The sequence below is a fragment of the Duganella lactea genome (assembly GCF_009857505.1).
Classification (GTDB): domain Bacteria; phylum Pseudomonadota; class Gammaproteobacteria; order Burkholderiales; family Burkholderiaceae_D; genus Rugamonas; species Rugamonas lactea.
In genome coordinates this window covers 16408-38541 of sequence record NZ_WWCP01000028.1, presented here as the reverse complement: position 1 = coordinate 38541, position 22134 = coordinate 16408, and the positions used below count along the sequence as shown (strand labels likewise).

The following is a 22134-nucleotide window of genomic DNA, read 5'->3' as shown; positions in this document are numbered from 1 at the left end:
AAGGACGAATGTCGAAATGCCGGACACGTATGGTCAGGCACGCTGAGCATTGGCAACTTGACTATGCTAAAGCTCGGCACCCTGCAGTGGACAATAGAACAAAATGGAGGTAACGCATGTCAAGGATGGGGTTTGACCGTAGGACTGGATTAGTCTACGAAGGCCTAGAAGGCCCAACGAGCCCCGTCTGGCCTACGCCGATTTTGGTTCAAGCCACTTTGATCGAGAGTCCGGCCGACCTACTAAGTCTTCCTGGAGATTTCGACAACTCGCCGTTTCACTCCATGTTTGTTGACCAGTCGTTTGATCCTGCGAGCCGAATTCGGCGAGGCCGACTCTTCCAAAAATTCGGGGGCATCGGTTGGGAGTCCGTTCGAGTAGAAGCTCATCCGGCTCTCAACTCTGACATGCTAAAGGCTGCTAATGGCAACGGCCGAGTTAGTAAAGAGCTTAGCGTGTTCATGGAGTGCACTTCCTTAATACAAAAGCAAAATCGTGGGGAAGGCATGCAGCTGGCCTTAGGCCAGCGTGACAGTTATTCGTTGTGGCGAATCCTCCAGACCGAGCGCATCGCCACTGGTGACGTTCTGGTGACATTACGTGCTGAATCCGCGTTTGGCATACTTCCGCAACTCGATAAGTCAAAAATTCACCCGGGATGCGTTAGAGGTGTCGAGGCTGCGCTTGAACGTGTTCTCAGTTCTGCCTACCGTGAGCTTCCGCAATCCGTGGTTGACCAATGCCGTAATGCTGCTGTGATGGTCATCTCGCGCTGGATGCATGTTGAAACGGGGGATGCAGACCCCATTGAGCAGGATTTAGGGCATTGGATTAGAGCTGTGAAAGTAAAGTTTGGTGAGCAAGAAATGGTGGCGCTCCGCTCGGCACTTGAAGCGATCAACCGCCTGCATCCAAGAGGTAAGGACAACGAGGCAAATAAGCATCAGCTGCGCCAGGTGGAAGAGGCAGATGCAGAATTCGCTGTGCATGCGTTAGGCTTCATCCTTCGCGAAGTGAAGTGGGCTGTTTAGCACGGGGGGCGGCAATAGAAGCTGCGGCGAGCCGCACCTTTCTCACATTTCGGCTGCCACCATGCATGACAGGATGAAAAATTTAGGTAGAAGATATAGCTTGATAATCACGCGAATGCTGCCTAGAGTAATAAACAGAAATAAGCTGGCGCAATGCCCGCTTGTAGCCTTAACACGATGAGCCAGTAATAGTCTTGGTAACCGCCTGCTCGGTTGGGTCCCTATTTTTGAGAGGGTACAACTAGAGGAGTAGGTGATGACACAGGTCTGTTTATGGGCAAATCTGAGGGAATCGGCAATACGCGATCAACCTTGCTTGATGCTGCCTCTAGTCAAGCGAGACGGTTTTCACACCCATGGCAAACAGACAAGCAAGCAGGAATGCACCGCTAAACCTCTTGCGATTAACCTTTCGGTTTATCTGATCGGGCGACTCGTCAATTCCCAGCTCCTCAAGCATCCGAGAAAGCTGTTTGTATCGGATGCCACGCCGCATCATCTCGATTTCTATCAACTCCTTCGCAGCCTGCTCCCATGCCTCGTAAGACTGGGGCAGCTCGCCACTCCTGTGTGGCAATCTATTCATTACTCTCCCTCGGCCTCCAAGTGGCCCCTGCTTTTCTCGTGCCGGTATTTTCGCACAACCTTTTTCGGTCGTATACGACTGACTCAAAACTGGTCGCACTACATGGCTTTAACAAGACTTTTTTTTGAGAACCATTTGCCAATCCGATCTTCACATCCTACCTCCCTGACCCAACACGGTAACGGTGAGTTTTTAGCCGAGCATGAGGCCCCCCATGCTTCGAGTTTCGGAGGCCCGAATTGAAAACCTCGCCATCCTATGGCGTCCGCAGCCGCCAGACCGCTGTGAACGCCGGTGTCCGTCTTACCGCCAGGACCTACGGTAAGGCGCGCATCGGCACCTTTGCCGAAAAAGCTGCCGGCCATATCACCCTTGACTCTGACGCAGAGCGCTTGGTAGCTCACATTCTCAGCATTGACCCGCGCGTGCGCTCCTTCAAACAACAGCCTTTCACCGTCGACCTGGTCGGCCAGCGACTTTTGTCCACTCGGGAAGAAGTATCTGATGCACGTAAACAGCGTGGTGGCCGCCGCGGGGAGTCAGAGTACACCCCAGACTTCGCTACAGTACAGATTGACGGTTTGCAACGCGCCTATGAAGTCAAACTTCAGGGCTACGAAGGTGATAACGACTACTGGACGAAGGTCGAACGCGCACGGGAAATCATGGACGCGTATTGCTATCCGCTATCCACGATAGTTGTGCCCTCGGACGAGCGGCACCCCATCATCGCCAATGCTCAACTGCTGAAGCCAGCATTAGCGCGTGCCCAGGACTACCTGACGCCGGACCTCATCGCCCGGGTCGAGCACTACAGCGAATCCGGCCCGGTACTACAAGGCGCACTGTGCATCGATCTCCAGATTTCGTCTGGCCTGATTCCTCTCCTTCTGGCTATCGGCGTGCTGCAAGCAGATTTGGCACACCACCACATCTGCGCCGCGCTTGAGCTGTCGGCCGCACATGGCGATCTGAGCCATCTGTGTCTGATTGAGGAGCTGCTTTCATGATCTCCGATCTGCGCCTCGGGGACAAGCTGGCGTTGCCTGGCAAACCAGGCAGCTATTGGGAAGTCCTGGACAGCCGCAGCCATGCCGGCACCATCCATATTTTCGACTCCGAGAAGCACGAATCCCGGTTTGTCGATGAAGCGAGCATCCGCGCCGGGATATCGACTGGTAGCTTAGTGCTGGATCGACATGGTGCGCCACGCGTCAGCATAGTGGCCCAGCACGATAACTCGACACTACAAGCCAAGGTCCTTTTGCTGCACAACGCACTGCGCCGGATCAATGACATCCAAGAGAAGCGCCATTTGTCGTTTGACGCAGCGATCCCTCTCGCTCGCGATTCCTACCTGCGTGAAAATGCCGGCGAGCCGGTGATCTGTGCGTTTCCATCCCGTGCAACCTTGTTCCGCGCTCGTAAAAATCAGCTGCTTGGTCTTCCGGTTCTCAAAGGCGACAAAAACAAAGGTAATGAGAAAGCTAGGTACTCGCCGGCCCTTGTAGCGTTCATCGAGGGCGTTGTCCAAAGTGAGTTCCTGGTTACCCAGTCCAAATGGACGGTCCTAGACCTGACCGAATACATCAACCGGAAAGCTCGCGCAAGCGGCCTACATGTTGCTAAGCATGATATCAGCCGGAAGTTCGTGGTCGCTGTTATTCATAGCCTGACCGTTGATGCCGAGTATGACCGAATGGACCCGCTCACCCGTGTCGCAGGCAAGTCGTTCGCGAAGAGGCGCATTCGGGCAGCATTCCCATTTGTCCGTATCGAGCAGGATGCACTGCACCTACCATTCGTAGTGCGCACTCCCCATGGCATCGCCAGAACCATCTATGTTGTGCTTGCGATTGATGTTTGTACTGGGTATCCCGTTGGTTGGCATTTTGTTATTGGTTCGCCGCGCGAAATGGATTCGCTGTCTTGCCTTGAAATGTACTTGACGCCAGCTAAGGCAGCCTTCTTCACGGAGATGGGCATCGCCCATGCAATGAATATCTACGGTACGCCTGCCCAGGTCATTTTTGACAATGGACCAGAGACCAAGGGCGGACGAATTGTCAACTTGCAGAAACTCGGGATGGACGTCAAGCACTGCAAAGCCAAGGAAGCGCAAGGCAAGCCATTTATCGAGCGACTGAACAGGTCGCTCAAGGAAGCACTGCAACGGCTCCCTGGCTGTACTCGCTTCGAAGGAAAAGACGGCGTGCGTGACCCGGAAGCGCTTGGCGATGAGTTGATGACCCTCAATGCGCTGGAGAAGTGGGTTGTCCGGTGGCTTTACGAGAGCTGGGTGAACACTCCCCTCGACCGCCTCCGCTGGGACGAACTGCTGGTCAAGTCAGTCCAGGGCAAAACGCCGCTTGAGCGCCTTACCTACCTGACCGAAAAGATGGGACATCCAATCACCATGCCACCACCACGCCAGCAATGGATGGCTGCGCTCTACGATCACAAAAGGTGTGCGCTAAGCGCCAAGACTGGCATCACGCTTGAGCACGGCTTCCGTTACAAGGGCGATGCCATGTCATATCTTTTAGCAAAGTATGGTGACCATGCCCAGCTCGATATCGTCTATAACCCCGATGATTTTCGCCAGGCGTACGTGTTCGAGGGAGAGAACCTTCCGCTGGTCACTCTGACCCACGAACATGTTCGTCCGACCACACCCGCATGGACCTTTACACAGGCTAAAGCCGAATTCGACTCGGGCATGGAAAACTGGGCAGTACCAGACGACAAGACGAAATTCTTGAACGATATTGACGATGCAGTTACCAAGAAGGGCAAGACGGGCAAAACACGTAGCAAGCGCGAGGAAGACAAGGCAACCGTGCGCCAGGCTAAAAACCAGTCAGCTGTCCAGCAAGCCGTCGACCGCCCGCTTTCATGGTCAGTGCCGTTTGGTCCAGAGCCTTCGACCAACCCACATTTACCACCTAAACCCCCTGAGCCTGCCACCGTCTCGTACGACGACGCACCACTGATGTCCATTGTAAACCGAACCACTGGAGAAAAACTGCTGTGACGCCAGCCCAAAAACTGCGCCGTGATATTGAGACCTGCGAGCTTCCGCATCCCATGTTCTTGGAGCACCTCTCTGCTCTTAAACGGCGTATCGATGATGCCCTTGCTGGATTTGCGCCCAAAATTGTTCGCGTACCAGGTCCGAGCGGTGTGGGGAAATCGTCTCTTATTGCCACGCTATCGCGGGATTACCCTGAAAACCGTGTCGATGGACGGCGCCATGTTCCGGTACTTGTTGTAGAGGTTCCTCAATCCGCAACAGCCAAGTTGCTTCCAAAGAGTGTGCTGCGCTCGTTGGGAATCCAGGTACCAGCCAGCATGACGGCCGGAGCGCTGTCCGATCTGATGGTGGCGCAGTTGCGTCTAGCTGGCACACGTGTGGTGATCTTTGACGAGATATCACACCTTGTTGATGAAGGGTCGCGTGTTCCACCGCGCGCTGCTAGTGACTGGCTCAAGACTCTGGCCGACACACTCAACCTGACGCTGATTCTCTTCGGCATACCTCGACTCGAGCGACTCTTTTCAGCCAATGAACAGCTCCGCCGTAGGGCCTGTCCAGCACGCAATTTTTTGCCTTACGACGCGAGTGATGCACATGAGATGACGGCCTATTTCTCATGCGTTGCAAATTATGCACGCTTATTTGCTGCGGCAGGCTATCCCATTGCCGTGAGCAGCCGCGCATTGACGCAACAGAGCTATCTCCTATCCGGGGGGCTGATCGGGGTACTTGCTGATTTCATGCGAGAGTTGGCTCGCTCCATGGTGAACGAGGCGCCGCGCCCAATCACATACGCAGACTGTCAGACAGCACTCGAAGACGTCAGCCACGCAGGGTCACCACACAAACTAGCTTTCCAGGATTCCGGCATCGAGAGCCTGGACGTAGAACCCGCAGCCCTAAAGCAGGCATACGTCCATGTTCTAACCAGCAATTCTGCATCCATACCAGTTCGTAAAAAGTCAGGAACTAAGCCATGAGCCTCATCGTTACCCCCCATCCTCGGAATGGCGAATCCGGAATGGGATTCTACCGCCGCCTCGCCTCCGATAATTCGCTTTTGAACTGGCGTAATCTGACACAAACCGCAGGTGTCGAGCGCAATCGCCGTGCATTGCTGATGCGCACAGTAGATGTCGCACGTAACCTTGGCCTGGAACCAGCGTGGACGGAATCTGCCAAGCAGAAGGAGGACCTCTGCCGTGCCTGGGGCCAATTGCACCGTGCACAATCTGATGCTGTATGCCCTGCATGCCTGATCGAATCGCCATACCTCCGGCATCATTGGGAACACACTTATGTCACTGCATGTCCCGAGCATCGCATACAACTTATCGACCACTGCAACGCCTGCGGCAATCACTTGTCGACGGAGCGCATGTACATTGGACTGTGCTCGTGTGGCCACGACTTGGGCAAGCTGCCTCGTGTAGAGGCAACCCGTGCGCAGTTGTGGTTGTCGGCGCTTATTGCGGAAAGCAGTAACCAGCATGTCCGCATAAAGCCGGTTTTACACGACGTGGACGTCAGCGTCTTGGTGAAAGTCATCCGGACCCTCTGTCTGTATGCCGATCCAAACCAGCCAGGATTGCCACGCCTGGCAGCCCTGCCGAAATCCGTCGCCGATGCGATCCAATTTCATGCACCGCTTGAAGCCCTTTTAGCTGACTGGCCGACGGGATTTCGGACCCATGTCGAGCAGCGAATTGCCGCCGGACGCAAAGATGCTCGCACATTGAATACGCTATTGGGCGATTGGTATATCAGCCTTCGCAAGCTCTGCCAGGGAACACCGCTTGAACCACTCCTGCAGATCATCATCGACGTCGCGGCCGAGAAGTCCGATTGCGTGCTGGGGCTAGATTCCGCCAGGGACATGGCCGTGGATGCGAGCGGATACATGCGGGCACCCGATGCCGCGAAAGCCTTCGGGGTCAGCGTTTCTCGACTTCACGACTCACTTCAGGCCGGTGAGTGCGAGCACCGCACACGACGTACCGGCACTCGTGGCCAGGTGTATGAAATCCCATGTACTGAGGTTGAGCGCATCCAACAACAACGCGAAGGATGGATTTCCGACGCCGCTGCCTGTGAACTCGCATGCGTTTCCCCTGCCGTGCTTGAACGTATGAAGGCGGCCGGCGTTATCCGGTCAGACATCCGCTGGCGCGAAGACCTCATGAAAGGTGGTCCGGTCGCACGTCAATCATTGCTGGATTTGCATGCCTATGTGGTCGAGTTGGCTGAACCCACTGCGGCTAACGAGGATGCTGCAATCACCTGGGCGGAACTGACCAGCCGTCGTATGGGTGAGAAGCAGGCCATCGAGTCATTGATGATGGCGATTGCGAATGGCAAAGTGAAAGCCATCACGCACACTCGAACGCTGGGTGAGATGTCCTTCCTGAGGTCGGATGTGTCGCAATACTTCGGCGCACCATTACTCGAAGCCGGCATGTCAATTCAGCAACTGGCCAAAGCGACAGGCTGGAAATGGGAATCCATTTCACACTGGATGGATGAGGGCCTGCTGGAGTCGGAGTCGATTCAACGTCGTGGACAACCATGCCGTGTGGTGCTGCCACATCAACTGCTGGCATTCCGCCAGAGCTACATCCCGCTGGCCGACCTTGCGCGAGCCATGGACAAGAAGGCCTCAGCATTGTCTCGCTTACTGCCAGGCATAGAACTGGTCGGCGCAAAGCCGTTACCTGACGGTGCCATGCGCGGAGGGCTAATCCGAATGGCCGATCTCGGCCGGCTGGCAGTGCTCGGCGCGAGGGCTGGCACCGATCTGTTCGTACCCGCACCCTAATTTGGGGCCATCCTGAGTATTCTCATCAATCCAGATAGCGATTGTCACCCGCAAGCCGGGTACCGAACGGCATGGCAACCGGGACACCGGCTCCGCTATCTGGAAATCGAATTGCATGATGGCATAAGCGAGCGAAGGCCCGCATACGCCCTGAGCAGACTGGTGAGTCAAGACTTTTAGAAATGGCTAATGTTTAACGATTGCGCATTTGACGCGTTCAGACTGTTGCAGTCCTTTAATGATTTCATCTTCATCGCGAATGAACCCGATATCATAGATGAGAAACCATACGCGTTCATAAACAGTCGAGTATGCCACGATATCCGCATTCATTTCATCAATGATTTCAGCAAGTTTGCCCTGGCGATTGCAAAGCTTTACTTCTAAAACCATATGCTCATTTTTAAATACGAAATCGGGGACTGACTCTTTTCCAGCATGCTTCACACGCCCTGTTTCACGGTCATAGGCGAGTCCCTTCTGCATGCCTTTTCCAATCAATAAACTTTCAATCGCATTTTGAACCACTTTCTCCTGTTCTGGCTCAAAAAATAGGGCCTTACGAAGATTAGATTTTAAGAAATTCAAAATATTATCTGCTTCGACTTCATCCAACCCGCCGCTCGCCTCAATAAAAGCACGAAGAATCAAGAGATTTGTGTAGACCTCATCATAATATATACGCTGTTGAATGGTGACAGAATCGAACGCACTTGGAATTTTCGTCAAATCATAAAAATCCACTGGCGGAGCTAATTTCATAACCGCTTGAGTATCGGTCGCCAATTCATTGTATTTTCGCATAAACGTCTTAAAGCTCGAATGAAGCCATACATCATCCGTCCTCGAGTTTCGAGAGGCATCCATTGCGCTTTGAAGTGCAACGCACCGGTTCCGAAGTTCCTGCATTTTAGATTGAGTCATCGGGAGAAGGTAGATTAATAGTTTTAACCAATGCCCGTAGTATTAGCCCTATTGTGGAGCTCAAATTGGACATCTGTTTTTTAGGCCTGATGTTCTCTCAACTCGAAAGGTCAAACCGGCTTATAAATTCTTCAAATGTTTCCGCTACACGTATCGCACAATCAGGTTCCATTCCAATCATCGGCAACATGAAGACGGCACCACTGGAATCGAACACAAGCAACTCTCCACCGCCATCGCCTCCGAAGGCTACAAACCCTGGGGCGTATATTTCTATTTCAACATCCGAATTGCTTTTTGGAATTTCATCAAGAGCCCAAAGAACTACATAGCCAGGTTCGGCATCATCAGAGGTAAAGCATTCAAACGGTCCTTTAGCATTGATGTAATCAACATGGGCAGACGGAAGAGACGGCAGCAAGATAACCTCTTTTTAAAATCGTTTCATCACAACGGCGGCGCCTGGCCGTTATGAGTCAAAAACTCACCCTCGCCACCGTTTAAAATAGCGCGCGCTCAACCACAATACCACCGGAAAGCTCAGCAACCAAAATATCAGTGCAAGGTACGCGCGAGAATTTGCAGCGACAGCCGACCATACGGTGCACGTGATGACGATCCAAACGGTTATCTCCGTTACCACTACTGGTAACCACAGCGCTCGATTGCCCTTGCCTGCGATAGCGAAGGAGACCCCAACAATGAACAATGCAACAAGCGCTATACTCGTAATGGCCAAGACGTAAATGAACATGTTTTTTGATTCGGCGAGGGGGTAAATGTAATCATCCGCTGCTGGCCGGACCCGGGCCATCATACGCCAGCATTGCCTAACAACCAACGAAGACGAAACGGATGGTCGCGCGACGACTGCTATCGATCCAAATCGCCCCACAGCGGACAATCGAAGTGAAAGGTGGACCAGTAGCTATGCAGTAATCGCAGTCGGTGGCAGCACAGCCAGCATGTCCTCAGTCAAAATTGCACGCCTCGGCAAGATATTGCTCGCCACTACGTTTTCTACAGTCGCAGCTGGGTCGGAGACGAAGAACGTCAGCACCAGACCGCGCCTGGCACGCGTACAGCATACATACAACAGCCGCAGCGTTCGACTCCAAGTGTTCTCGTCACCGCCTTGGGTCCGCGCATGATCTGCCGCACGAGCCTCAGCGCTAGCGAAGACCCTCTCGTAATTGTATGTTCTGTAGTCACTCTCCTCTTCGTCCATCACCACGATGACGCGGTCGAACTGGGCGCCCTTTACGCCGTGCTGCGTAGCATAGGGAGAGCCCTCTGAGACATATCGTTCATAGGGGCACAGCTCTTGTGCGGAGCACTTGAAGAACTTGGCCATTGCCGAGTCCGAGGCTCGCCCTTCGGTGGGAGCCGCATCAGCGGCCTCGGGCTCTTGAGCAACGTCTCCGACGAAGCCAAGCAATCGCTCATAACGCTCGTCGAACTCAAACAAGCCAGAGTCGCGGAGATGGATGGCTACGTCACCAACAGTGGTATCGGCGTTGTCCAGCATGGCGACGAGTGTTAAGACAGCTGCGTGCAGCTCACGCAATACGCCTGCAGCACGGCGGCCAGTTAGGGCAGCCGGCGTCAACCGTGGGCTAAACTCTCGAAGCAGGTTCATCGCTGCGAACTCATTGCCGACGGTCATCGCTGCAATGATTGGCAGCGCAAAGCTGAGGAACGGTCGAACAGGCCAGCCGGTACCGTCCTGCATCCCCTGCTTCATAGCATCCGACGTCTTGTCGTTCAGCGCCGAGTAGATGCCTCCGAAGCCAAGCCGCTTTGCGGCCATGCGGTGCACGATGACAAGAATCTTGACCGCAAGGTCAGGAGTCGTCCAGCCTTCGTCGCCATCCGCCGCCGCGCACCACGCTCGAACCCTTGCCAAGGTCTCAGTCCGGTTCAGCGTGTTCGGGAGCACGAACATCCGGGCCGAGCCGTGCACGAGCTTGAGCTCTCCGTCAACCCTCTCGTGTAGGCCACGGACTTGCTGCATGCCGTCACCCTGCGCACGTACAGCATTGGCGACGTCCAGGATTTGTTTGGCGCAGCGAAAGTTTTCCGGTTTTGTGATGGCCCCCCAATGGTCTTCGCGCGGGATTTCGCCTCCCCCTCTCATGAAGATAGACTGCATCGGATCGCCAAAAAACCCAAGGCAAAACTTGCCTCGCATCTGGGCTTCCACTTCCTTGAAGGACTTGACCACACCCGGGAACGTGTCTTGACTCTCGTCAATGAACACAAACGGATAGTTCAGCGCCACGACCTTTCGGAAAAGAGGGCGGTTTTGGAGCAAAAAATCTGCAAGCTGAAGAATGTCCTCGTGGCCGAGAATGCCTTTTGCGTAATCACTGCCGACGCCGTAGTTGAATGTCTTGACGCCGTCCAGAGTTCCCAGGGTTAGGGCATGGCGTTCCTGGTCGGCCTTGTTCCTATCGCGAGTGGTTTGCCAAACACGCGAGCCGTAGTTCTTGAACTCTTCTTCTAGCTCCGATATCCGCCTCCGGATGTCGTTCATCAGCCAAACCTTGATGTCGGCCTGAAACGTCTTAGCAATGGCCCAGTAGAAACTGTGGATGGTGGAGACATGGACCAGCGGGGCGGCGTTGACGTCCGCACGGATTTCATTGGCGGCGAGCTCTGTATAGGTGATACACGCGACTTTCTGCTTTTTTGCCCGCATACCGGCGCCGTGCTCCGACATCACCCAGTCCAGCGCTTTGATGAGGGAGGTGGTCTTGCCGGAACCTGCGCCGGCACGAACCACGAATGGCTGCGGCGGAGTCGCGGTAATGCACGCATGGATCGCGCGGTCGGCGTCGGTATCCGGGCTATCGACTCGCCTGTTCATGCCGTGTGCTCCGTGCCAATAATGACAGAGACAGTGTCCGCCGCCGTCGGCTTAATCGTCGCAGCTTCGGTGGCGACGGCCGCATCCGCCTCAAGCTCATGGGCCACTTTCGCTTCGAGCCAGACTAACCCCTCGGCGATGTATGCGGGGACCTTCCAGCCATTAAGCGGCCCACTGGCGAGAACCTCTAGCGCAAAGCGGGTTTTGTCGAAGTTTTTGCCGGCTACTCTGTCATGCAACTTCTCGGCCAGTTCCTCGGGACTGCTTGGGGCGCGCTTTAGCTTAAGGCCGAGCGCCCGGTTCGCCTCAGCCTGACACCAGTTGGAATTCTCAAGACCAAATGCTTCCTCAAGCGTGCGACCACAGAGCAGTGCAGTCTCCGAACCCACCGTCACCGAAACCTTGGTCTGATAGGCCACTCGGACCGCAGCCGTTGAACCTTCGGCCAGCGACAACGTCTTCTGCTCCGCCGTAACCTCCCAGAGCTCGGCCACCGAGCGCTTCTTAGGAATCCAGCTGATGAGGGTTTGGTTAGAGGTGACGGCACCTTCCATGTGCGCATGGCAGGTGCTGCCGTACTTCTTGGACTTCTGCTTGCCGCTCGGTTGTGTCGCGTCGTCGTCCTCGAGCTCGAAGGCTTTTAAATCGTCCTCATCCACGGCGTCGCCAGCGTCGGCGGTTTGCGCGGCAGCCTTCTCGTCATCCGGTTTTACGGTCACGCTGTCAAGGTCTGTAACGACCAGCGTCGTGAGCCCAACGAAGGCGATGAGTTCCTGAAAGCGATGCGCAAACGCGCCACCAACCTCAAGAATGGTCAAAGCCGAAGATCGGAGGCGCTTGGCAGCCGACTCAATCATGGCAGGCAAGAGCAGGCGCTCGACGTTCCCTTCCACCAAGATGACTGCATCGGAAAAGAAGAGATCGCAGTGCGTCAGCTTCAGATACCGCTGTAGGAACTCGCGCGCTGGAGCGTCGGCCTCGCCCGTCTTGAAAAGGGACAGATTCCGCACGTCCGTGTGATGGGCCAGTTGGTCGCTAACGCGACGGAAGTAACGGATGGGAGAGAATCCGCGCTCATAAAGGATGTGCGGGGAATGCGTGGTGACGACAAGCTGCGTGTGGAAAAAAGTCGCGTGGTCGTTGGCATCCTCAAGTATGCGCAAAACGTTCCTGATGAAAACCTGCTGAACCTGCGCGTGCAGATGAGCCTCTGGCTCTTCAATGAAGACTAAATGGAGCGGCGCCCGTTTGTCTTCCTCGGCTTTCCACTGTTCATGCAGGTCGAGAAGTTCAACCACCATGTAGACCAAGTTCTTGAACCCCAGGCCGTTGTAGGTGTCGGGCAGCTGAGCGGTGACTGCCCCCGGAACCACGTAGTGAACCTTGGCGTTTTGCCCCAGTACAGCGGTCGGGTCCAAGTCCGCTCGAATCACGATCTCAGGATTGTTCACACCTGGATAGCCGAGCTTCGCCAGACGTTTAAGGGTGTCACTGAAGACTTCCTCTAGGTGGAAGTTCAGTTGTTTCTCAGAGGTGTCGAGCGCTTTGAGAGCTGCATGGTCGTCACCACGCTTCTCCAGATTGCGGTGATAGAAACGGCTGAGGCGTCGCGAAAGACTCTCGGCGCGATCAGAACCACCGGCATCGGGGTCATCAAGGTGCCGCTGCGCGCGCAGGAAGTCCACTCTCAACAGCGACTTGAGAATGGCCGCGCCGCCGGGCTCCTTGCCAAGAGGAAGCGGCTCGTAGTCGGCCTCCTTTGCCTGATAGCCGATAAAGGCACGCTCATCAAGCACATAGTATCGGAAGGTGTATTCCTTGCTCAGTTCCTTGGTGAGGTACTTCGTCAGGCTTTCTGGCCAGGGCTTGTACTCGCTGGCCTCTGCTCTCGCCTCAGCTTCCGCGCCCGCTTCGGTGCCAGGTTCACTATCTGCCGTGGGCTTTGACGCTAGCGCGATTGCCGCGTGATTGGCCCTTTCATGCAGTTCACGAAATCGCCGGACGAGCTCGTAGGCATCGCGGGGCTCGAACGCCACACGAATTCCGACGCACTTGCCATCCCACTCAGTGCTGGGAAGCAGCGACATCGCGGTGGCGAGGTCATCTTCGCCAACACGGAACCAGAGGTCCAAGAGGATGGACGGCAACCTCTTGGGCTCTTCATCTTCCCCTGAGGCCGTACTCCCGATGGCGTCAATTTCGCCCCATAGCGCTGCGCTGAAGTCGAAGAGCTCAAACTTTTTCGCGTCGCCCCGTAGCATTGAGTAGAGCCCTTGGACGGCAGACGTCTTCCCACTGTTGTTGGCACCCACGAAAATGGAAATCTCGTCATCGAGTTCGATGACAACGTCCCGCAAGCGGCGGTAGTTCTGCAACCGGTACGCCTGCAGTTTCATTATCTACTCCCTTTAGGTTATATTCACGGGACTCAGCGTACCGCGGCGAATGGCATCGTACTGATAGGCAAAGGTGCTCCCGCCGCCTCGAAGTATTCAGACGACGATCAGTCGTCAACCTCGAGGTCTCCGTCACGCGGCTGGCGGAGATATCCCATGCGGCCGGGGATCACATCTGGTGCTTTCATTACACCTGTCCGGTTCAACAATGGCGTTAGACTGGCGGTCGCAAGTGATTTGGTCAGCTCCGACATGCTGAACGCAGAGTCCGCTTCTGCCGGTTGAAGTCAACAATAGCAAATTTTCCACATGGAAAACTCACGCATTGTCACACTGGGCGCGAACGTCTGCTTGTCGCTGATCCAAATGCTGGACAATGCTGATGGGAGAACTTAGTCAGGAAGGTATCTGGCGGCTGAGTATCGGCGTGTGTAAAAGGGATATCTCACCAGATGCCTCCCGAAATCCCACAAGATGGTTCTCACTTTAAGTAAGGTCTTGATTTGTAAGGCCCAGAAATCTCAAGTTATGGGTTCTGCTACACGCTGGGATGATTTGCTACAAGCCTCTGCCCCTGAGCGGCTCGATATCTACAAAGAAATGCTGTTGAGCTACGGCTTGCACGGCCGTGGCGCAGTCCAGCAAATCTACGCCAACGCCAACACGTTCATTACCAAACCGGCTACCCTGAGCAAGTTAGTCACAGACATCGACGCTCTCGATTGGTACAGCGTGCAGCGCGATGATCTCGGCGACCTTTATGAAGACCTGCTGGAGCGCAACGCCACCGAAAAGAAAAGTGGCGCCGGCCAATACTTCACGCCTCGCCATTTGATCGACAGCATCGTGGCACTAATGAAGCCCCAGTTCGGCGACGTGATCCAGGACCCAGCCGCTGGCACCTGCGGCTTCCCGATCGCGGCTAACAACTATTTACGCCAGAACAACGATTTCGACAGCTTGAGTGAGGAGGCCCAGCGCCGTTATCGAAATAACACCTTCTTCTGCATGGAGCTGGTACAGGATACTCATCGCCTGGCGCTGATGAACATGCTGCTGCATGGCATCGAAGGCGGCGTGATTTATGGCGACACCCTCAGTGATGACCACCAAAACCTTCCCCCGGCCACGCTGATTCTTTCTAATCCACCGTTTGGCACCAAGAAAGGTGGCGGTCTACCCAGCCGCAAAGACTTGACTTTTGAAACCAGCAACAAGCAGTTTGCCTTCTTGCAACACATCTACCGTAATTTGGCCCCGGGCGGGCGGGCCGCAGTAGTGCTGCCTGACAATGTACTGTTTGAAAGCAATGTAGGTACCAGTATTCGCCGTGATCTAATGGACAAGTGCAATCTGCACACAATTCTAAGACTGCCCACTGGCATCTTCTATGCCCAGGGTGTCAAGACCAATGTGCTCTTTTTCACCAAAGGAGAGAAAACAGACAAAGGGAACACCAAAGACGTGTGGGTGTATGACATGCGCGCCAACATGCCTCAGTTCGGTAAGCGCACCCCCTTCACGCGCGACTACTTCCGCACCCCGGTCGATGCCCCTAAAGAGGTGCCGCGTGATAAGTTTGAAGACGTATTCGGCGCAGACCCAAAAGGTGGCATCACGGCCATGTCCCAGCGCGTAGACACGGGCGAAGCCGGGCGCTGGCGCAAGTTCACCCGCCAGGAGATTGCCGTGCGTGGTGACAACCTAGACCTAGCTTGGCTAAAAGACGACAACATTGACACGGCCCAACAGCAACGCGAAGAACCGGCCATGCTGGCCTGCTTGGCCATGCGCGAAATGAATGCCGCACTTGCCGACCTGCGGGCCTTGGTCGAAGCCCTTGGCGAAGACCCCGACGCAGAACTGGATGACCTGCTGCTATACAACACGGCGGCTGGAGAGGCCCCTGATACGCGAGAAGGCCCCTCCGCATGAGCCAACTGCCTCGTTTGCCTGCGGCATCGGCCGAACACGCCACAGGCCCAGCGCCCTGCACACTAAACTGTGCCTCCTCATTGCAAGCAGCCGCCAACGTTTCGCTGGCGCGGTGTGCGGTTTTAGTGGGGAGTGGAAATGAGTGATACAAGACTCACGCCTCAGCAGCTGCCGTCAACTTGGAGCATCACGACACTTGGCACCGTCGTCAAGTATGGGGAGACGATCAAGGCCGAGCCTTCAGATATGAAGCCTGACAATTGGGTGCTGGAATTGGAAGACCTTGAGAAGGACAGTTCACGACTTTTGGGACGTTGGACCTTTGCCGAGCGTCAGTCCAAAAGCACCAAAAATCGCTTTGAGGCAGGTGATGTCCTTTATGGAAAGCTGCGCCCCTATCTCAACAAAGTGATCATTGCAGACCGCCCAGGTTTTTGCACAACCGAGATCATTCCCATTAAGTGCGATGAGCATCTAGATACCCGTTATTTGTTCCATTGGCTGAAGCATCCTGCATTCTTAAACTATGTCGACGCCGAGAGTCATGGCATGAACATGCCGCGCCTAGGCACAGAGGCTGGGCGTGCCGCACCATTCATATTGGCGCCGCGCGCGGAACAAATCCGCATTGCCGACCAACTAGATACCCTGCTCACCCGTGTCCACGCCTGCAACGACCGCCTTGATGCCATCCCGGGCATCCTCAAGCGATTTCGGCAGGCGGTGTTTGACTCAGCGACAACAGGGGGGCTCACACAAAGCTGGAGAGAATCAAGCATCGCAGGTGGGAGTAAAAAATTGGCGACTCCAGAATGGGCAAGACTCAAAGGACTTCATGAATTACCCGAAGGTTGGCGTTGGGCACGGTTTTCTGAGTTCATGTTACACATGAGGAGCGGGACATCCGCCGTGCCTAGTGGAGGCCTGAGCGCATATCCTGTTTTACGCTCAAGCAGCGTGCGCCCGCTTGAAATTGATTTTAACGATGTTCGTTATCTGCCAAATTTGGACAAAGTGCGTGCGGACGATTTGCTCAGAGACGGGGATGTTCTCTTCACACGTTTGAGTGGAAGTCTGGACTACGTAGCCAACTGCGCTGTTGTACGAGGTCTAGGTAATCGGCAGATTTACTACCCTGATCGGCTGTTTCGGGCCAAACTCACCAGCCCTGAGCAAGGCTCGTATTTTGAGCTATGCTTCTCCAGCCCCTTGCTAAGAGAGCATTTGACCGTAGAGGCTAAATCGACAGCTGGGCATCAGCGTATTTCCATGGGAGCCGTCACTGAGTTCCCGATTCCGCTGCCTCCTCAGAATGAGCAGCAAGAAATCATTCGGCAAGTCGAGATACTTTTTGCCATCGCTGACCGCATTGAGGCGCGCTACACAGCCATGCGCGCTCATGCTAAGCGTCTAGCCCCCCAACTACTGGTTAAAGCCTTCCGTGGTGAGCTGGTGGAGCAAGACCCAAGTGACGAGCCAGCCAGTGTCTTGCTGGCCCGCGTCGCTGCTCAGCGTTCCTCGCCCACCCATCAGCCGAAAAAGCGAACGACAAGGCAACCCCGAGCCACAAGAGAACCGAAAGAAGCCGCCGCCATGACCAAAAGCCGACAAGATGACGACGTAAAAGACAAGCCTTACCTCGCAGGCCACCTTCGCCGCATGGGTGCATCCGCTACGGCAGAGGCCTTATTTAAAGTGGCCGAGTTACCTGTGGCCGATTTTTATAAGCAACTGGTTTGGGAGGTGGCCCAAGGCTACGTCAAAGACAACCAAACTTCCCTGGAGCCAAGCCATGCGGCTGGATAAGGTATACATCGACGGCTTCAAAAACTTGAAGCAACTGGAGGTGAACTTTGATGAAAGCCACCTCACGACGGTACTCATCGGCCAGAACGGTGCCGGAAAATCCAACCTGATTGAGGCAATCACGCAAGTGTTCCGATGGGTGGATTTGCGCCGCAATGAGCCGCGTTTTCACTACCGGGTAGATTACCGCATTCAGCCAAATAACCTCGATTTGTTTGAGCACGTCCATATTACGTTGAGCAATGTACCCGGCGAGCCGGCTATCCGCGTCGATGACCGCGAGATCAAACGCACGGAGTTTGAAAAGCGCAAGACGGAATGGTTTCCGGACCTGGTTTTCGGGTATTACTCGGGCGGCAGTCGTCGTTTGGAATCGCTGTTTGACAGCCATCAGCGTCGATATTATGACGCCATCAAGCTGGAAGACAACGCTGAAAAGGTTTCAGAAGCGCAAGCGGCCCGACGCTTATTCTACTGCCGCCCAATTCATGGTGTTTTAGCATTGACGGCGCTGTTTTCGTTCCCTGACGCCAAGGTGACTCAGGAGCTGTCAAGCAAGCTGGGAATCACTGGCTTCCACTCGATCTTGAACCTGTTTCGTGAGCCATGGTTCGCGAAAGGTAAGAAGGCCCTCGCTGAGGATCTGTGGGGGGCCGGTGGACCAGCGGGGCGTACAGCCATGAGTCTAAATGAATTAGCGTTCCATCCTCTGGCCTTAGAGGGCAATGCAATCGATGACTACCGCGACAAGAAACAATCAGAGCCTCAGTATGCAGCCTTCTTACACTCGCTTGCAACGTTGCAGAAGTTTGCGCAAGGCTTTGCCAATGAGCGCGAGATGTTCTATGCCTTGGAGGCTATGGACATCTCCGATCTGATTCGGGAAGTCCTTCTTTGGGTAACCCGGAGTAACGATGCAAGCGGTGATGTGGGCTTTGCTGACCTGTCAGACGGTGAGCGACAGCTTTTGATGGTGCTTGGTCTGATTCGCGTCTCACGTGGCAAGCGCGCGCTCTTCCTACTGGATGAACCCGACACCCATCTCAACCCGCATTGGCAGCACAGCTACCTGAAACTGATTGAGGACTGGACCGGGATTGCGGCGGATAAGGACAAGTGCCACATCATCCTCACTTCACACAATCCATTGACGATCTCTGCTTTAACTCGTGCCGAAGTACGGATAATCACGCAAGGTGCAGAAGGGATGGTGACGGCGTCAGCCCCTTACGCAGATCCGAAGGGCATGGGCTTCACGGCGACTCTAACAGAAATATTTGGTCTACCTACAAGCCTCGACGTCGAAACTCAGCACATGGTCGACGAACGCAATGCTCTTGCGCAATTGATTGACAAGTCAGCAGCCCAAGAGAGACAGCTCATCTCCATCAACGACAAGCTAGCGCGACTTGGCTTCTTGTATGAAGATCGCGAGCCGTTGTATCAGGACTTCTTGCGTGCGTGGCATGACGTGCGATATGCAGATCGGCCACCGCTCACGCCAGAGCAGATCCGAGGTCGACATCTCGCTATGAAGTCGTTGATTCAGCACTTGATGACCAAGGAGGGTAATGCGTGATTTATGTGAAGCGAGACCCTACCCTGATTCCAGAGAAGGTGTTGAAGGTTGCCGAGCGGGCTCAGGCACAACTGGAGGCGCTCCCCTCAGTGGAGCGCAAGGATTTCATTGCCAAGAAGGCGCACGTATGGCGGGCTTTTACGCGGTACTTGTCCAAAATGTCGTATGGTAAGTGCTGGTACTCAGAAAGCAATGATCCTCAGTCATTCTTCGCTGTAGATCACTTTAGGCCAAAGGGAGAGGCCAAGCGAACTGAAGCCGACTCGGATGACGGTTACCCTTGGCTTGCGTTCTCTATCGAGAATTTCTGTTTGGCTGCGGGACGTTCGAACAGCATCAATAAGGACGAGGCTACTGACGAGACAGTTGGGAAAGGAAGCTGGTTCCCTCTATTGACCGCAGTCCCAAAAGCGCGCTGGGACGACCGCTGCGAGGTAGATGAACTCCCTGTTCTGCTTGACCCAACCAAGTTGGGCGATGTTGACCTGATCGATATCAATCCCGATGACGGACGTGCCATGCCGAGCATGGTTTGCATAGGAGACGTAAAGCGGTTACGCGCCAGCAAGTCAATCGAGCTCTACGGCCTGAACCTTGGTAATTTGATTACTGCGCGTAAGCGGGTCATGCGGGAGGTAGAGGATCACTATCAGAATCTTATGGAGTTGCTAGCTGAAGATCAGGACCGCCCAGCGATCAACCGTATCCAGGAGCAAATAAGGCGTGCGACTCGCAGCGACGCACCTTATGCGAGAGCTGCTCGTGCAAAACTATTACAGCTCCCTGCAGGTGCGTATTTCTGTGCCAAGCCTGAGGATCTACCAATGATTGCGTAAAGGCTAGACTGCCTGAGACCCGTTCTCAAAAGCGCCGAGACGGGATTTGAAATATGCCTCCGTTTCCTCGTCTAGAAAACACACGTAGCATCCCTTGATTCCTCTCGATAGCAGGACCCGGTAGGTATTTTGAAGAAGACGAACCAAGGCGGCGCCGGAACGTTTTACCGTTCCGTCGTAGTTTTTTGTCTTGTCGGCAAGCCAGGCGCCTGTGGCCGAGTCGTACCTCAAGTCGTTCCCGAAGATCACACCCGCATAGTCGAACTCAAAGCCCTGCGCCGTATATACGCAGCCTACCTGATCGATCCCGCCGGATTGGTAGGCCCAAAAATTGGACTTCGGAATTCCCTTCGCAAGTCGGCCTGCGTCGGGTTTGGCGTTCCAAGGGCGCGCGAATTCCGCGACAACCACGTCGTTCGGCAGAGTTCCGTCATCATTGGGATCGGACCATGGCCAGCAATACCCTGCCATCATCCTTGCAGAGTGTCCACTCGCGGCCTTTTCCCGTATAGCAAGGTCAAGCTCAGCGGGCGAGCGGAAAATACGGAAATCGAATTCGCTTCCGGGCGAATCGTCTACAGAAGCACTTCCTAATCCAAGGCTAGCGCTTACCCACCTGACGAACCGTTCCGAACCGTTGCACCTGAACTGGGCGGAAAGTTCGTACTCCTGAATAGTGCATCCAAGCTCCTGCGCCTGGGCGCGTATGTATTCGGCGGAACCAATCTCACCTGGCCTTACCACCTGGGCATCATCTATCAAGAAGACGCTCACGCGGCACGCACGGATGAGCTCTTCCAACTGGCTCATACCGGATTTCTTGGAGGCGGGAGTGAACCTGTTGCTGCTTACCTCGCGGATCCGATGCGCCTCGTCGGTGATGAGGACGTCTACGGCATCCGGTGGTGACTGCATATAATTGTTCGAATAGGTGAACAGGTCGGCCCCACGCGTTCCGATAATCTTCCGCATCGTTTCAGTAAACGCCTTGGAGCCGGTGACGTAGTGGGCTGAATAGCTACTCCTCAGCAAGGCAGCCACCAAGTTCATCGCGATGACTGATTTCCCAGTCCCAGGCCCGCCCTTCACGATGACTACCTGCTTGGTCCGGTTGTGGACGCCGTTTCTGAGTGCTGTGAAGACGCTGTCGAAAGCTACCTGTTGCTCGTCAAGTAGCAGGTAAGAGCGGTCGTTCTCTATGACTGCTGCGACGTGCTCCATGAGCCTCTTGCTCGGACGGTATCGCGATTGCTCGACGCGACTCAGCACAACCAGGCCATCGCCATGGCCCACGTGGCGTCGAATGAAATCCACGAAGTCGTCCACATCATCGGACGTGAACAGCGGGGACGCGGCTAGAAGGTCTGTGAATTTCCCGCTCCTGAGCGGATCGCTCCGCACAGTCAGGTAGTTGTGGAGATAGGCGCACGGGACCGCCAGCAAAGGCTGGGGATCGGCGTAGAACGCCTCATGGGAGTCCTCGAGATACTGCGCATACCGACGTGCCTGCTCGGAGGGATGGAGCAACTCACGTTCCCTCCCGTTTACAAACGAGATCACTTCGTTGGGCCCTTCCGCTTCCTTGCAAGTCTCCCATTGCTTTAGCTCGATGATAAGCGCCGCCGGCTGGCCGTCGGCCGCGAAGCCGCATAGAACGCAGTCAATCCGCTTAGACGTCTGTGGCAGCTTGTATTCGAGCAGGACACCCTGATCCACGAGTCCCGCCCGGCCCAGCACCATCGCCAAGGCCCGCAGCGAGTTCCTCCACGATTGAATCTCGCTGGGTCCCGGGGTATAGCCATGGGCTGATTCGAATCCCAGTCGCATCCTTTCGGTGATCTGGTTCCGCTCGCAGTCCTCAATAAAGTGCTTGGCGTGGCTGGCGTAAATGCGCATTGTCACTTCCCCTCGTAGGCCGTGTATTTTTTTGAGCTACCACGCGCTTCATCCGCAGGATATTTTCCAGCGTTTATGGCGATTTTTTCCGCAAGTGCTGCGCAGAGGTCCACATTCATCCTGTCCGCCAGCAAAAGCAGATATGCCAGTACGTCCGCCATCTCCAGACGCACCGCCGCACGGGCGCCGTCGGTCAACTCGTCCCCGTCGCCGGTAGCAAGCCATTGGAACGGCTCCAAGAGTTCCGCCGCTTCCACGCTTAGCGCAGTGGCCAGGTTCTTTGGCGTATGGAACTGCCCCCATTCCCGCTCGACAACAAAAGTGCGTAGCATGGTTCTTAGCGTTTCCAAATCGGGGCTCCTGGACTCCATTGCTTGCTCCTTGAAAGTAATTGCGCCGCATGCCTTAAATTGCCTCAGAAAAA

The 22134-nt window shown here is 55.0% G+C and carries 16 protein-coding genes; 9 read left to right on the top strand and 7 right to left on the bottom strand.

What is annotated here, in order from left to right; all coding sequences use genetic code 11:
- The first annotated feature begins 506 nt into the window (after positions 1-506).
- Positions 507-1031: a hypothetical protein gene (locus tag GTP44_RS27625; RefSeq protein WP_229256993.1), complete on the top strand. Its 525-nt coding sequence runs from the start codon at positions 507-509 to the stop codon at positions 1029-1031.
- A gap of 328 nt (positions 1032-1359) precedes the next feature.
- On the opposite strand, the gene GTP44_RS19575 is transcribed toward GTP44_RS27625, so the two are convergent.
- Positions 1360-1617 (bottom strand): DUF6471 domain-containing protein, encoded by a 258-nt coding sequence (locus GTP44_RS19575; RefSeq protein WP_161020745.1) that lies wholly within the window; start codon positions 1615-1617, stop codon positions 1360-1362.
- Positions 1618-1856: 239 nt separating this feature from the next.
- On the opposite strand from GTP44_RS19575, the gene GTP44_RS19570 reads away from it, so the two are divergent.
- From GTP44_RS19570 to GTP44_RS19555, 4 genes are read left to right on the top strand one after another with little or no spacing between them, the layout of a single operon-like run.
- Positions 1857-2627, top strand: coding sequence for a hypothetical protein (locus tag GTP44_RS19570; RefSeq protein ID WP_161020744.1), 771 nt, complete (start codon positions 1857-1859; stop codon positions 2625-2627).
- Positions 2624-4651: a TnsB C-terminal domain-containing protein gene (locus tag GTP44_RS19565; protein ID WP_161020743.1), complete on the top strand. Its 2028-nt coding sequence runs from the start codon at positions 2624-2626 to the stop codon at positions 4649-4651. The genes GTP44_RS19570 and GTP44_RS19565 overlap by 4 nt, the downstream gene beginning before the upstream one ends.
- The gene (locus GTP44_RS19560) at positions 4648-5634 is read left to right on the top strand and encodes a TniB family NTP-binding protein (RefSeq protein ID WP_371867277.1); all 987 of its coding nucleotides are present in this window, start codon (positions 4648-4650) and stop codon (positions 5632-5634) included. The genes GTP44_RS19565 and GTP44_RS19560 overlap by 4 nt, the downstream gene beginning before the upstream one ends.
- Entirely contained in the window at positions 5631-7469 is a 1839-nt protein-coding gene (locus GTP44_RS19555) for a TniQ family protein (RefSeq protein WP_161020742.1), read from the top strand. Before GTP44_RS19560 ends, GTP44_RS19555 begins: the two co-directional genes overlap by 4 nt.
- Before the next feature lie 186 nt (positions 7470-7655).
- Here the strand turns inward: GTP44_RS19555 and GTP44_RS19550 are convergent, their stop codons facing one another.
- The 4 genes from GTP44_RS19550 to GTP44_RS19535 form a co-directional block, all read right to left on the bottom strand.
- A complete protein-coding gene (locus GTP44_RS19550) occupies positions 7656-8273 on the bottom strand; it encodes a PD-(D/E)XK nuclease domain-containing protein (protein ID WP_161020741.1) in 618 nt (205 codons plus the stop codon).
- Positions 8274-8490: 217 nt separating this feature from the next.
- Positions 8491-8814 carry an SMI1/KNR4 family protein gene (locus GTP44_RS19545; RefSeq protein WP_161020740.1) on the bottom strand — a complete coding sequence of 108 codons (324 nt, stop codon included), beginning with the start codon at positions 8812-8814 and terminating at the stop codon, positions 8491-8493.
- Between the two features lie 507 nt (positions 8815-9321).
- A complete protein-coding gene (locus GTP44_RS19540) occupies positions 9322-11262 on the bottom strand; it encodes a UvrD-helicase domain-containing protein (RefSeq protein ID WP_161020739.1) in 1941 nt (646 codons plus the stop codon).
- Positions 11259-13658, bottom strand: a complete 2400-nt coding sequence (locus GTP44_RS19535) for an ATP-dependent endonuclease (protein WP_161020738.1) — start codon at positions 13656-13658, stop codon at positions 11259-11261. The genes GTP44_RS19540 and GTP44_RS19535 overlap by 4 nt, the downstream gene beginning before the upstream one ends.
- Before the next feature lie 528 nt (positions 13659-14186).
- Between GTP44_RS19535 and GTP44_RS19530 the strand changes: the two genes are divergently transcribed.
- From GTP44_RS19530 to GTP44_RS19515, 4 genes are all read left to right on the top strand, one after another.
- Complete coding sequence (locus GTP44_RS19530; protein ID WP_229256992.1) at positions 14187-15593, top strand: HsdM family class I SAM-dependent methyltransferase; 1407 nt, start codon at positions 14187-14189, stop codon at positions 15591-15593.
- Positions 15594-15731: 138 nt separating this feature from the next.
- Positions 15732-17399, top strand: coding sequence for a restriction endonuclease subunit S (locus tag GTP44_RS19525; RefSeq protein ID WP_161020736.1), 1668 nt, complete (start codon positions 15732-15734; stop codon positions 17397-17399).
- On the top strand, positions 17386-18978 hold the full coding sequence (locus GTP44_RS19520; RefSeq protein ID WP_161020735.1) for an AAA family ATPase: 1593 nt from the start codon (positions 17386-17388) through the stop codon (positions 18976-18978). The genes GTP44_RS19525 and GTP44_RS19520 overlap by 14 nt, the downstream gene beginning before the upstream one ends.
- Positions 18975-19814, top strand: coding sequence for a hypothetical protein (locus GTP44_RS19515; RefSeq protein WP_161020734.1), 840 nt, complete (start codon positions 18975-18977; stop codon positions 19812-19814). Before GTP44_RS19520 ends, GTP44_RS19515 begins: the two co-directional genes overlap by 4 nt.
- Before the next feature lie 3 nt (positions 19815-19817).
- Here GTP44_RS19515 and GTP44_RS19510 read toward each other — a convergent pair whose 3' ends face one another.
- Both GTP44_RS19510 and GTP44_RS19505 read right to left on the bottom strand, forming a co-directional pair.
- Positions 19818-21710 carry a DUF2075 domain-containing protein gene (locus GTP44_RS19510; RefSeq protein ID WP_161020733.1) on the bottom strand — a complete coding sequence of 631 codons (1893 nt, stop codon included), beginning with the start codon at positions 21708-21710 and terminating at the stop codon, positions 19818-19820.
- 2 nt (positions 21711-21712) lie between these two features.
- Positions 21713-22081, bottom strand: a complete 369-nt coding sequence (locus tag GTP44_RS19505; RefSeq protein WP_161020732.1) for a nucleotide pyrophosphohydrolase — start codon at positions 22079-22081, stop codon at positions 21713-21715.
- Positions 22082-22134: the final 53 nt, after the last annotated feature.

Excerpts from the sequence above, each read along its gene's own strand:
- GTP44_RS27625 (WP_229256993.1), top strand. The coding sequence starts at position 507 with ATGCAGCTGGCCTTAGGCCAGCGTGACAGTTATTCGTTGTGGCGAATC.
- GTP44_RS19505 (WP_161020732.1), bottom strand. The coding sequence starts at position 22,081 with ATGGAGTCCAGGAGCCCCGATTTGGAAACGCTAAGAACCATGCTACGC.
- GTP44_RS19520 (WP_161020735.1), top strand. The coding sequence starts at position 17,386 with ATGCGGCTGGATAAGGTATACATCGACGGCTTCAAAAACTTGAAGCAA.
- GTP44_RS19525 (WP_161020736.1), top strand. The coding sequence starts at position 15,732 with ATGAGTGATACAAGACTCACGCCTCAGCAGCTGCCGTCAACTTGGAGC.
- GTP44_RS19565 (WP_161020743.1), top strand. The coding sequence starts at position 2,624 with ATGATCTCCGATCTGCGCCTCGGGGACAAGCTGGCGTTGCCTGGCAAA.
- GTP44_RS19575 (WP_161020745.1), bottom strand. The coding sequence starts at position 1,617 with ATGAATAGATTGCCACACAGGAGTGGCGAGCTGCCCCAGTCTTACGAG.
- GTP44_RS19535 (WP_161020738.1), bottom strand. The coding sequence starts at position 13,658 with ATGAAACTGCAGGCGTACCGGTTGCAGAACTACCGCCGCTTGCGGGAC.
- GTP44_RS19555 (WP_161020742.1), top strand. The coding sequence starts at position 5,631 with ATGAGCCTCATCGTTACCCCCCATCCTCGGAATGGCGAATCCGGAATG.
- GTP44_RS19510 (WP_161020733.1), bottom strand. The coding sequence starts at position 21,710 with ATGCGCATTTACGCCAGCCACGCCAAGCACTTTATTGAGGACTGCGAG.
- GTP44_RS19540 (WP_161020739.1), bottom strand. The coding sequence starts at position 11,262 with ATGAACAGGCGAGTCGATAGCCCGGATACCGACGCCGACCGCGCGATC.
- GTP44_RS19530 (WP_229256992.1), top strand. The coding sequence starts at position 14,187 with ATGGGTTCTGCTACACGCTGGGATGATTTGCTACAAGCCTCTGCCCCT.
- GTP44_RS19550 (WP_161020741.1), bottom strand. The coding sequence starts at position 8,273 with ATGCGAAAATACAATGAATTGGCGACCGATACTCAAGCGGTTATGAAA.